Origin of the sequence: Bacteroides sedimenti (assembly GCF_040365225.1) — a bacterium.
In the GTDB taxonomy this organism is placed as follows: domain Bacteria; phylum Bacteroidota; class Bacteroidia; order Bacteroidales; family Bacteroidaceae; genus Bacteroides; species Bacteroides sedimenti.
Genome location: NZ_AP028055.1, coordinates 2,568,573 through 2,581,911, shown reverse-complemented (window position 1 = coordinate 2,581,911; position 13,339 = coordinate 2,568,573). Strand labels below are relative to the sequence as shown.

8 protein-coding genes are annotated in these 13,339 nt (G+C 38.3%); all 8 read left to right on the top strand.

What is annotated here, in order from left to right; genetic code table 11:
* Positions 1–174: 174 nt before the first annotated feature.
* The 8 genes from tig (at position 175) to ABWU87_RS10140 (ending at position 13,337) form a co-directional block, all read left to right on the top strand.
* The gene (tig, locus tag ABWU87_RS10175; RefSeq protein ID WP_353330426.1) at positions 175–1,530 is read left to right on the top strand and encodes a trigger factor; all 1,356 of its coding nucleotides are present in this window, start codon (positions 175–177) and stop codon (positions 1,528–1,530) included.
* A 184-nt stretch (positions 1,531–1,714) separates the two neighbouring features.
* A complete protein-coding gene (gene clpP, locus ABWU87_RS10170; protein ID WP_353334453.1) occupies positions 1,715–2,389 on the top strand; it encodes an ATP-dependent Clp endopeptidase proteolytic subunit ClpP in 675 nt (224 codons plus the stop codon).
* Positions 2,390–2,423: 34 nt separating this feature from the next.
* Positions 2,424–3,677 carry an ATP-dependent Clp protease ATP-binding subunit ClpX gene (clpX, locus tag ABWU87_RS10165; RefSeq protein WP_353330424.1) on the top strand — a complete coding sequence of 418 codons (1,254 nt, stop codon included), beginning with the start codon at positions 2,424–2,426 and terminating at the stop codon, positions 3,675–3,677.
* 158 nt (positions 3,678–3,835) lie between these two features.
* Positions 3,836–6,016 (top strand): DNA helicase RecQ, encoded by a 2,181-nt coding sequence (gene recQ, locus ABWU87_RS10160; RefSeq protein WP_353330422.1) that lies wholly within the window; start codon positions 3,836–3,838, stop codon positions 6,014–6,016.
* A 206-nt stretch (positions 6,017–6,222) separates the two neighbouring features.
* Positions 6,223–7,698: an IMP dehydrogenase gene (guaB, locus tag ABWU87_RS10155; RefSeq protein ID WP_353330420.1), complete on the top strand. Its 1,476-nt coding sequence runs from the start codon at positions 6,223–6,225 to the stop codon at positions 7,696–7,698.
* A gap of 346 nt (positions 7,699–8,044) precedes the next feature.
* On the top strand, positions 8,045–9,967 hold the full coding sequence (locus tag ABWU87_RS10150) for a peptidylprolyl isomerase (RefSeq protein ID WP_353330419.1): 1,923 nt from the start codon (positions 8,045–8,047) through the stop codon (positions 9,965–9,967).
* 313 nt (positions 9,968–10,280) lie between these two features.
* Complete coding sequence (locus ABWU87_RS10145) at positions 10,281–11,654, top strand: peptidylprolyl isomerase (protein WP_353330417.1); 1,374 nt, start codon at positions 10,281–10,283, stop codon at positions 11,652–11,654.
* Between the two features lie 24 nt (positions 11,655–11,678).
* Positions 11,679–13,337 carry an OstA-like protein gene (locus tag ABWU87_RS10140; protein WP_353330415.1) on the top strand — a complete coding sequence of 553 codons (1,659 nt, stop codon included), beginning with the start codon at positions 11,679–11,681 and terminating at the stop codon, positions 13,335–13,337.
* The last annotated feature ends 2 nt before the right edge of the window (positions 13,338–13,339 follow it).

The window sequence follows — 13,339 nt, the reverse complement described above, 5'->3', positions numbered from 1 at the left end:
TATGAATGATGGCTCAGGATTAATAAATTTGTACCGTTAAAATGTGCAAGCCCTTGGCTTAAAAGAATATAACGCTGGAATAATTTTCAGATAGAAATTTGATAATTGAAAGATTAACACTAATTTTGCACCCTCTTTATAGATAAAGTATAAATCAAATAAATAATTGTCAGAATGAACGTTTCATTGCAAAACATTGACAAAGTAAGTGCATTGCTTACTGTAAAGCTTGAAAAGGCTGATTACCAGGAAAAAGTTGATAAATCACTGAAGACTTTCCGTCAGAAGGCAAATGTTCCGGGTTTCCGTCCGGGTATGGTTCCTATGGGACTTGTGAAGAAAATGTATGGGAAGGCTGTTAAGGCGGAAGAAATTAATAAAATTCTTTCTGAAACTGTATACGGTTATATTAAAGAGAATAATGTAAACATTCTGGGTGAACCACTTCCAAATGAGGATAAACAAACGGAAATTGATTTCGAAACAATGGATGAATTTGATTTCTTGTTCGATATAGCTTTGGCTCCGGAATTCAAAGCAGAGGTATCTGATAAAGATGCTGTTGATTTCTATACTATTGATGTAACTGAAGAAATGGTTGATCAACAGGTAAAAGCTTATACTCAACGTGCCGGCAAATATGAAAAGGTTGACGAATATCAGGATAAAGATATGCTGAAAGGGTTGATCGCTGAACTTGATGCTGAAGGAAACACTAAAGAAGGTGGACTTCAGGTTGAAGGAGCAGTATTGATGCCTGCATATATGAAGAACGATGATCAGAAAGCCATTTTCAGCTCATCTAAAGTGAATGATGTATTGGTGTTCAATCCAAATACAGCGTTCGACGGACATGAAGCAGAAATTGCTTCTCTTCTGAAAATTGAAAAAGAGGCTGTTGCTAACTATACAGGTAATTTCAGCTTCCAGGTTGAAGAAATTACACGTTTCGTAGAAGGGGAATTAACTCAGGAAATCTTTGACCAGGTTTACGGTGAAGGTGTTGTTAAAACAGTTGAAGAGTTCCGTGCAAAAGTTAAAGAATCTATAGCAGAACAATTTGTTGCAGATAGCGACTATAAGTTCTTGATAGATGTGCGCACGTTGTTGATGAACAAGATTGGCAAACTGGAATTCCCGGATACGTTACTGAAACGAATCATGATGCTTAACCATCAGGATAAAGGTGCCGAATTTGTTGAAGAAAACTACGATAAGAGCATTGAAGAGTTGACATGGCATCTTGTAAAAGAACAACTGGTGAAAGATAATGAGATTAAGATTGAGCAGGAGGATATCGTTAATATGGCGAAAGAAGCAACAAAAGCTCAGTTTGCTCAATACGGAATGCTTAATGTTCCAGAAGATATTTTGAACAACTACGCTCAGGAAATGTTAAAGAAGAAAGAAAGTGCTGAAGGTCTGGTTAACCGTGCCGTTGAAGCAAAACTTGCTACTGCATTGAAAGCGAAAGTTACATTGAACAATAAAACCGTTTCAATGGAAGAGTTCAATAAGATGTTCCAATAGGAGTTTCTTTTGAAAGTAGCATTTAGCTAAATCTTTCTAAAAAAAGAGGAGGCTTTTGACTTTTTATGAGCTGAAATAGAAATAAACTAGACTAGTCTGATTTATTTTTATAATTTTGTTAGCTCTAATGAAGGATGGTCAAAAGCCTCTTTTCTATGTGTAAATTTAAAAAAATACAATCATGATGGACGATTTCAGAAAATATGCAACCAAGCACCTCGGAATAAACAGTATGGTGTTAGATGGAGTGATTAAATCACAAAATGGCTATTTGAATCCTTATATCTTGGAAGAAAGACAACTAAATGTAACCCAGTTGGATGTGTTTTCTCGTTTGATGATGGATCGAATTATTTTCCTGGGCACGCAAATTGATGATTATGCAGCTAATACGCTTCAAGCCCAGTTGCTTTATCTTGATTCTGCAGATCCGGGAAAAGATATTTCTATCTATATTAATTCTCCTGGTGGTTCAGTATATGCCGGACTTGGGATTTACGATACTATGCAGTTTGTATCCAGTGATATAGCTACAATTTGTACAGGTATGGCGGCCTCAATGGCAGCAGTCCTGCTGGTGGCTGGCACTGATAAAAAACGTTCAGCACTCACACACTCACGTGTGATGATTCATCAACCAATGGGAGGAGCTCAGGGACAGGCTTCGGATATTGAAATCACTGCCCGCGAAATTCAGAAAATGAAAAAGGAGCTCTACACAATTATTGCAGATCATTCCAAAACAGATTTTGATAAAGTATGGCAGGATTCTGACCGTGATTACTGGATGACCGCGCAGGAGGCAAAAGAGTATGGCATGATTGATGAGGTACTGTCACGAAAACCTGCGGCTTTATAATTAAAGATATTAAAGATAATTTATAAAACGAACATTGGAAGATTCAAAATCATCAAAAAACAAAAAGAGATGTAGCTTTTGTGGACGCACTGAAAGTGAAGTCGCTTTCTTGATTACGGGGATGAGTGGCTACATCTGTGACAGTTGCGCCACACAAGCTTACGAAATCACTCAGGAGGCTATTGGCACAAGTAAACAATCAACATCCGGGAAACCTTTAAATCTTAAGGAACTACCTAAACCTATTGATATTAAAAAATTCTTGGATCAGTATGTAATAGGCCAGGACGATGCTAAGCGTTATTTGTCTGTGTCGGTCTATAACCACTATAAACGCCTGTTACAAAAAGATAGCGGTGATGATGTAGAGATTGAAAAATCAAATATTATCATGGTAGGAAGCACCGGTACCGGCAAAACTCTGTTAGCAAGGACTATAGCTAAGTTGTTGCATGTGCCTTTCACAATTGTTGATGCTACTGTCTTAACGGAAGCTGGTTATGTAGGTGAGGATATTGAGAGCATCCTTACTCGTTTGTTGCAAGTGGCCGATTATGATGTTGCAGAAGCAGAAAGAGGTATTGTCTTTATCGACGAAATAGATAAAATTGCCCGAAAAGGAGATAATCCTTCTATTACACGTGATGTAAGTGGAGAGGGAGTTCAGCAGGGATTATTGAAATTGCTGGAAGGAGCAGTTGTGAATGTCCCTCCTCAGGGAGGTCGTAAACACCCGGACCAAAAAATGATTCCGGTAAATACCAAGAATATTCTCTTTATATGTGGAGGTGCATTCGATGGTATTGAGAAGAAGATTGCACAGCGTCTTAATACCCATGTAGTTGGATATAGTGCTGCAAAAGCAACTGCGGTCGTTGATAAGAAAAACATGATGCAGTATATCTCTCCTCAGGATCTGAAATCCTTTGGATTAATTCCAGAGATTATTGGTCGTCTGCCTGTGCTTACATACCTGAATCCTCTGGATAGAAATGCTTTGCGAGCTATTTTAACAGAGCCTAAAAATTCGATCATTAAGCAATATATCAAGCTCTTCGAAATGGATAGCATTAAGCTTACTTTTGAGGAGCAAGTTTATGATTATATAGTGGACAAGGCTGTTGAATATAAATTGGGTGCCCGTGGTTTGCGCTCTATTGTTGAGACGATAATTACGGATGTAATGTTTGAAATTCCCTCTCAGGGTATAACAGAGTATAATGTAACTCTCGAATATGCGAAACAGCAGTTGGAAAAAGCAAATATAGCTCGCTTGCAAACAGCTTAAACTTGCAGATAAATATAATTGGGATATAGCCCACTTTTTTTTGAAAAATTATCTGTTAGAAATACGTATTATTTAAGAAGTTGTTTATAACTTTGTTTGAATTCATCCGATGGATTCGAATTGCGCATGAAGAACAGCCACCAAACAACTTAATGAAAATGGCAGAGAAGATTAATTTAACGGAACAACTAAAAACTTATTTTGGCTTTGATACATTCAAAGGAAATCAGGAGGCAATAATTAATAATGTATTGGCCGGAAATGATACGTTTGTACTTATGCCCACCGGAGGTGGTAAGTCTTTATGTTATCAGCTCCCCTCCCTGGTTATGGAAGGGACGGCAATCGTTATATCTCCTTTAATTGCCCTGATGAAAAATCAGGTGGATGCGATGAGAAATTTCAGTGAAGAAGATGGGGTAGCTCATTTTATAAATTCTTCATTGAATAAAGCAGCCATTGATCAGGTTAAGTCAGATATTATTTCCGGAAAAACTAAGTTGCTCTATGTTGCCCCTGAATCGTTGACAAAGGAAGAAAATGTGGAGTTCCTTAAAAATGTAAAAATCTCTTTCTATGCTGTTGATGAGGCGCACTGTATTTCAGAGTGGGGACATGATTTTCGTCCTGAATACAGGCGAATTCGTCCAATTATAAATGAAATAGGAAAAGCTCCACTTATTGCTTTAACTGCTACGGCAACGCCGAAAGTGCAGCATGATATACAAAAGAATCTGGGGATGACTGATGCAGTTGTCTTTAAATCTTCTTTTAATCGTCCCAATCTTTATTATGAGGTACGTCCTAAGAATAATAGTATTGACAAGGAGATTATCAAGTATATTAAAGCTAATTCCGGTAAATCGGGAATTATCTATTGCCTTAGTAGGAAAAAAGTAGAAGAACTGGCTGAAATATTACAGGCAAACGGAATCAATGCCAGAGCATATCATGCCGGCATGGATTCGTTAACTAGAACCGAGAATCAAGACGATTTCTTGAAAGAAAAAATCGAAGTGATAGTTGCTACTATCGCATTTGGTATGGGAATTGATAAACCAGATGTTCGTTTTGTAATTCATTACGATATTCCCAAAAGCCTGGAAGGTTATTACCAGGAAACCGGGCGTGCGGGACGTGATGGCGGCGAAGGTCAGTGTATAACTTTCTATACCAATAAAGACTTGCAGAAACTGGAAAAGTTTATGCAGGGAAAACCTGTTGCAGAGCAGGAAATAGGCAAGCAGCTTCTGCTGGAAACCGCTGCATATGCCGAATCTTCCGTATGTCGGAGAAAGTCTTTGTTACATTACTTCGGCGAAGAATATTCGGAAGATAATTGTGGAAATTGTGACAATTGTTTAAACCCTAAGAAACAAGTGGAAGCTCAGGATTCATTATGTGCCGTGATTGAAACAATCTTGGCAGTAAAAGAAAACTTTAAAGCAGACTATATTATCGATGTATTACAAGGAAGGGAAACTTCCGAAGTGTTAGCTCATAAACACGAAGACCTGGAGGTTTTCGGATCTGGTATGGGCGAAGAAGATAAATCATGGAATGCTGTTATTCGTCAAGCTTTGATAGCTGGCTATCTAAGCAAAGATGTCGAAAATTATGGATTATTAAAAGTAACGGATGCAGGACGCAAATTCCTGAAACATCCGAAATCGTTCAAAATAACAGAGGATAACGATTTTGAAGAGGCTGAAGAGGAAACTCCGATGAGAGGTGGAGCAACATGTGCTGTTGATCCGGCTCTTTATTCGATGCTGAAAGATCTGAGAAAAAAATTATCCAAAAAGCTTGATGTACCGCCCTATGTTATTTTTCAAGACCCTTCGCTCGAGGCAATGGCGACTATTTATCCCGTTACGTTGGAAGAGTTACAGAATATACCAGGTGTAGGTGCAGGAAAGGCAAAACGTTACGGACAAGAATTCTGTGTGCTGATTAAAAAGCACTGCGAAGAGAATGAAATTGACCGTCCTGAAGATTTACGCGTTCGGACTGTAGCCAATAAATCGAAGCTAAAAGTGTCAATCATTCAAAGCATTGATAGGAAAGTGGCACTTGATGATATAGCCCTTTCCAAAGGGATTGAGTTTGGTGATCTGCTAAATGAAATCGAAGCGATAGTTTATTCAGGAACTAAATTGAACATAGACTATTTTTTGCATGAAATTATGGATGAAGACCATATGCAGGATATCTATGATTATTTCAAAGAATCGGTTACCGACAGGATTGAGGATGCTATTGAAGAGTTGGGAGGAGATTATTCCGAAGATGAAATTCGTTTGGTGAGAATCAAATTTATCTCAGAAATGGCAAACTAAAAGTCTAGATGACTTTTTTAAGCGCAGATCATACAAATTGTTGCTGATTAGGATCTTATAAAAGTGTTTCCTTTAATCAAGTAAATTGTAATTTGTATAATCTGCGCTTTATTATTATAATTATTCAAAAAAAATAGGAGGTTTTTTCTTACACGAAAAAGAATAATTCGTATATTTGCACGCAATAATTTCTAAAAGCAAACCCTATGTCATTTATTGCAGAAAAAATTGTCATGGATGGATTAACTTACGACGACGTACTTTTAATCCCTTCATATTCTGAGGTATTACCCCGTAATGTCGATCTCACGACTAAGTTCTCACGAAACATTGAATTAAAGATCCCTTTTGTAACTGCAGCGATGGATACTGTAACCGAGGCGAAAATGGCTATTGCCATTGCACGTGAAGGTGGTATTGGCGTGATTCATAAAAATATGTCTATCAAGGCTCAGGCAAAGCAGGTTGCAATTGTAAAGCGTGCCGAGAATGGTATGATCTATGATCCTGTAACAATCAAACAAGGTTCAACAGTACGTGATGCTTTGTCATTGATGGCAGAGTATAAAATTGGTGGTATCCCGGTTGTTGATGATGACAGAAAGCTGGTTGGTATTGTAACCAACCGTGACTTGCGCTTTGAACGTGATATGAATAAGCGCATTGATGAGGTGATGACAAAAGAAAACTTGGTAACAACCAATCAGTCAACTGACTTAGAAGCTGCATCTCAAATTTTACAGCAACATAAGATTGAAAAACTTCCTGTTGTAGATAAAGAAGGTAAACTAGTTGGATTGGTTACTTATAAAGATATTACAAAAGCGAAGGACAAACCTATGGCCTGCAAAGATTCAAAGGGAAGACTTCGTGTTGCAGCAGGAGTGGGTGTTACCTCCGATACATTTGCACGAATGCAAGCATTGGTTGATGCTGGTGCGGACGCTATTGTTATTGATACTGCCCACGGACATTCTAAAGGTGTGATTGATCAGTTGAAGGAAGCAAAAAAGCGTTTTCCTGAGGTAGATATTGTTGTTGGTAATATTGCAACGGCTGATGCAGCAATAGCATTGGCGGAAGCTGGAGCTGATGGAGTAAAAGTGGGTATCGGCCCGGGTTCCATCTGTACAACCCGTGTGGTAGCAGGTGTGGGCGTTCCTCAACTTTCAGCGGTGTATGATGTTGCAAAAGCGTTGAAAGATACAGGTGTTCCTTTAATTGCTGACGGTGGCCTTAGATATTCAGGAGATGTTGTAAAAGCATTGGCTGCAGGTGGTTATTCAGTAATGATCGGTTCATTGGTTGCAGGTGTGGAAGAAAGCCCGGGTGAAACAATTATCTTCAACGGAAGGAAATTCAAATCATATCGCGGAATGGGGTCGCTTGAAGCTATGGAAAATGGTTCTAAGGATCGTTATTTCCAGAGTGGAGAAACAGATGTTAAAAAATTGGTTCCGGAAGGTATTGCTGCTCGCGTTCCTTACAAAGGAACTCTGTTCGAAGTTATTTATCAGTTATGTGGTGGACTTCGTTCTGGCATGGGATATTGTGGCGCAGAAAATATTGATAAACTTCATAATGCGAAATTTACACGCGTAACAAGTGCTGGTGTACTCGAAAGCCATCCGCATGATGTAACTATCACAAGTGAAGCTCCGAACTATAGTCGACCAGAATAAGAAGATTATAATCAGCATAATATTAGAGGGAAATAACCTGAACTGTAAGGTTGTTTCCCTCTTTTTATGTCATTTTCATAATTCCCAGATACGTTTGCCATTCATCTTATTTCTCCTCATTCTTGGATGGGCTAATTCAACTTTTTGAAATATTTCTCAGGTCTCTTTTATGTACTGATGAAGTATCATATCTTGATAGTGGATGTTTTTTGATAATTATTTGGTGTCCTTTGTAATAAAAACAAATGAAAATCAGTCGCGATACGCAATTTTTACGTATTTTCGCCGTTGAATTATTGATTGTTATCCCAGTTTGTTAATAGTAGTATTTAATAAAACACGAATAATGAAAAGAAATATTGTTTTATTTGCAGGTTTAGCATTTAGTGCTTGTGCTTTTTCACAGCAAAAAGATCAGGTCCTGATGAAAATAAACAACAAAGAGATTACCCGATCTGAATTTGAATACATTTATAACAAGAATAATTCAAACAATGGACTTGATAAGAAAACGCTGAATGAATATGTAGATCTGTTTGTGAACTTCAAACTGAAAGTTGCAGAGGCCGAGGCTGAAGGGGTTGATACAACTAAAACCTTCCTGAATGAATTCCTTGGATACCGGCAGCAGTTGACTAAACCTTATCTTACAGATGATTCGATTGATGAGGCTTATGCCCGACAGATATATGATCGTCTTAAAGAGAATGTCGAAGCATCGCATATACTGATTCGTTGCAAACCTAACGCAACTCCGCAAGATTCTCTTAATGCATACAATAAAGCTGAGCGAGCTCGTCAGAGAATTCTGAAAGGTGAAGATTTTGAAAAGGTTGCCCGGGAAGTTTCTGAAGATCCCTCTGTGAAACAAAACGGAGGGAAGTTGGGCTATTTCACAGCTATGCAAATGGTTACTCCATTTGAAGATGCAGCTTATGCTTTGAAAGCAGGAGGACTTAGTAAACCTGTACGTTCAGATTTTGGCTACCATATAATTAAAGTGACTAACCGCAGGCCTGATATGGGAAAAGTACTTGTGGCCCATATTTTCAAATATCTTCCTCAAAATGCTACCAAAGAACAAGAAAGTAGTGCCACCCAGAAAATGGATTCCATTTATAACGCAATTCAGCAGGGGGCTGATTTTGCTGATTTGGCACGAAAGTTTTCTGATGATAAAGGAACGGCTTCACGTGGAGGAGAACTTCCATGGATTGGCTTCCGGCAAACGGTTAAAGAGTTTGAGGATGTAGCTTTCTCAATAAAAAAAGATGAAATCTCAAAACCTTTTCATTCACCCAGCGGATTACATATTTTAAAGCTGATAGATAAAAAACCGATTGAATCTTTTGAGGAAAAAAAGGAAGAGATAGAACGTCGTCTTGAAAATCAGGGACGTGGCGATAAAGGTACGGAAGCACTCGCTGAGAAACTGAAGAAAGAGTACAATTTCTCATACAATGAAAAATCGTTAAATGATCTTAAAAATCTGATGAAAAATATCGAAGCCGGCAGAGATTCACTTACATCTGTCAATGCCCTGAACCTCTCTGGTGATCTTTTCACAATTAATGGAAAAGTTTACCCGGTACAGGAATTCATCAAATGGACAAAAGATCATCCAAGTAACCTTGAAAAACAATTGAAAGAATACACCCAAAATTCTATCCTGAATTACGAAGATAGCAGACTGGAACAAAAGCATCCGGAATTTGGACACCTGATGCAGGAGTATCGCGATGGAATTCTTTTGTTTGATATCAGTAACCGTAAGGTGTGGGATAAAGCATCCAAGGATGATGTTGGGTTGGCAGAGTTCTTTCTGAAAAACAAGGCGAATTATAAATGGGAATCTCCCCGTTTCCGTGGTATAGTAGTTCACTGTAAAGACAATAAAACTGCAAAAGCTGTTAAAAAGCTACTTAAAAAGTATCCGGAAGAGGAATGGGCTAATGTGATACGTAAAACCTTGAATAATGATTCTGTTTCTGTTGTTAAAGTGGAAAAAGGATTATACATAAAGGGTGACAACAAATATGTAGATAAAATTCAGTTTAAATCAGGAGGTTTCGAGCCGATTAAAGATTACCCTGTTACTGTGACATTTGGCAAACTGCTAAAGAATGGCCCGGAAAGTTATAAAGATGTTCGGGGACCTGTTACTGCCGATTACCAGAACTACCTTGAGGAGAATTGGATTAAAGAGCTAAGAGGCAAATATAAAGTTGAAATTAACCAAGAGGTTTTAAAAACAGTTAATAATCATTGAACAGATTGATTATTGCATTATCTTCGCTTTATATTGTATTTTGAATTTTAAATGGTTTCCAGAAAACATTCTGGAACCTTTCTGTAAAAGAAGTTGAGAAGGTCGATCTAAAAATATACAAATGCGATTATTTGATAATGAAGGTCTTTAATCTGTATTTTATGTGTCCTGAGAGACTTCTTGATTGGCGGTTTTAATTTATGAATAGTCAAAATAAACAGTACTGGATTTTTTTAAATGAAAATCGGTCCAAAAGTTTTGAAGAGAAGATACGGCGCCAATAAAAATGATTAATTATTTTTAAATTGAAAGAATGAAAAAGTTTGTGAACTTTAAAACGCTTGGATTACTGTTGGTGTTGTGCGCTGCACAGACAAAAGTGTACGCCCAGGAAAATGTAATCGACGAAGTGGTATGGGTCGTAGGTGATGAGGCCATTTTAAAATCGGATGTGGAAGAAGAACGATTGGATGCACAATTTTATGGGAACAAGATTGATGGTGATCCATATTGTGTAATTCCCGAGCAGATCGCGATCCGGAAATTGTATCTTCACCAGGCTGCCATTGATAGTGTACAAGTTTCCGACTCTGAGGTTCTTTCCCAAGTTGACTGGAAAATAAACAGCCTTATATACAACATTGGCTCTAAGGAGAGACTTGAAGAGATGTATAATAAAACCTATACCCAGATTCGGGAGGCAATACGCGAGAGTGCTCGTGAGATGTTGATTGTACAGAGAATGCAGCATAAATTAGTAGGAGATATAAAACTGACTCCTGCTATGGTGCGTAGATATATCAAAGGATTACCTCAAGATAGCGTTCCGTATGTTCCCACTCAGGTAGAAGTTCAGATTATAACTCAAGAACCTAAAATACCTGTAGCAGAGATTGAAGATGTGAAAAGGCGATTACGCGAGTATTCAGATCGTGTTACCTCTGGTGAAACTCCGTTCTCTTCGTTAGCGATTCTATATTCAGAAGATCCGGGAAGTGCTCGCCGTGGTGGTGAACTTGGATTTATGGAAAAAGGTGCATTGATGCCTGAATTTGCTGCAGTGGCTTTTAGTCTTACTGATCCCAAAAAAGTTTCAAAGATTGTAGAAACCGAATATGGATATCACATCATCCAGCTGATAGAAAAACGTGGTAATCAGGTTAACTGCCGTCATATTTTGCTGAAGCCGAAAGTGTCTGCTTCCGATCTTCAGACTGCAAACAATCGTCTGGATTCAATAGCAAACGATATTCGCAAGGACAAGTTTACTTTCGATCAAGCTGCTTCTGCATTATCTCATGATAAAGACACACGTAATAATAATGGTCTGATGAACTTTACCAACCAGAATACAGGAGCAACAAGCGCACGATTCGAAATGAATCAGTTGCCTCAAGAAGTTGCCAAGGCTGTTGATAAACTGAACGTAGGAGAAATTTCCAAAGCCTTTACCATGATTAATGATAAAGGGAAAGAAGTCTGCGCAATTGTTAAGTTGAAAAACAGAATCGACGGACATAAAGCCAATATGAAAGATGATTATCAGACTCTGAAAGATGTGGTGCTTGCAAAGATGAAAGCTGAGAAACTGGATCAGTGGATCAAACAAAAACAGAAAACAACCTATATCCGTATCAATGATAACTGGAAAAACTGCAACTTTAAATATCCGGGTTGGATTAAGTAATGAAGCAAATAGCACAAAGATTATATGCTGAAGAATAATATGAAAAGATATTCAATAAGCAGGCACAGAACACTACTGATCAGTGTTCTGTGCCTGTTTGGCGTTTGTTTAATAGCAGCAAAGCCTGCCGATAAGAAAAAGAAAAAGACCCAGAAAGAGATGGTCTACATTCTTAATGCTGATGAGACTATAGGTGATGCAATGCTCAGACCAGATATTACCTTGCTACAGGGAAACGTGAAAATTCGTCATAAAGGCATGTATATGTATTGTGATAGTGCCTATGTTAACGAAAAGACAAATACCTTTGAGGCATTCGGTAATATACATATGGAGCAGGGCGATACTCTCTTTGTTTATGGTAATTATCTGAAATATGATGGCTACAAAGAGCTGGCCATTCTGCGCGAGAATGTGAAGCTGGTAAACAGAGAAACCACCTTGCTCACAGATAGCTTGGATTACGATCGGGTACTTGATAAAGCATATTATTTTGAAGGTGGGACACTGCTGGATAAGGAAAATGTGCTTACCTCCGACTGGGGTGAGTACAGCCCATCAACCAAGAATGCGGTGTTTAATTTCGATGTGAAGTTAGTCAACCCACGTTTTACGCTTAAAACAGATACACTGAAATACAATACTGCGACATCAATTGCCCATATTGTGGGACCCTCAAAAATTGACAGCGAAAAAAACCATATTGTTACCAGCAAAGGATATTATAACACTCGAGCTGATCAGGCTCAGCTGATTGATCGCCCGATCCTGAACAATGAAGACGGCAAAAGACTGATAGGTGACAGTATCTATTACGATCGAAAGAAAGGATACGGAGAGGCATTTAAAAATGTGATACTAACCGACTCTGTAAACAAGAATTTTCTGAAAGGCGACTACTGTTTTTACAACGAACTGAAAGGGGATGCCTTGGCTACCAAACATGCACTGGCTGTTGACTATTCGCAGGGTGACAGCTTGTTTCTGCATGGCGATACGTTGAAAATGAATACTTTTCACATCAAGACCGATTCCATGTATCGCGAAGTGAGAGGATACAATAAAGTACGTTTTTACCGCAAAGATATACAGGGAGTGTGCGACTCGCTGTTTTTTACTACAAAAGATTCTTGCTTGATTATGTATAAAGACCCGATTCTTTGGAACGGAAACAGACAGTTGCTGGGAGAAGAGATTCGTGTCTATATGAACGACAGTACAATTGACTGGGCACATATTGTGAACCAGGCACTCAGCATTGAAGAGAAAGACTCAATTCACTATAACCAGGTTACAGGTAAGGAAATGAAAGCCTACTTTGTAGGAGGTGAGATGCGTAAGGTTGACGTAATAGGGAATGTTCGTTTGGTATATTATCCTGAAGAAAAGGATTCAACAATGATTGGCATGAATGTTTCAGAAACCAGTCTTCTTACCATTTATCTGAAAGAAAAAAAGATGGATAAAATGGTTATGAGCCCCAATTCTAACGGTACTCTTTATCCCATGCTGATGATTCCGCCAGAGAAAATGAAGCTGGAAAATTTTGCCTGGTTTGATTTTATCCGACCGTTAAATAAGGATGACATTTTTGAATGGAGAGGCAAAAAAGCCGATCAGGTTTTAAAGAATAAAGGAAGAAAATCGATACCTTTGCCTAATCATGGATTGCTGAAAAAGTAATT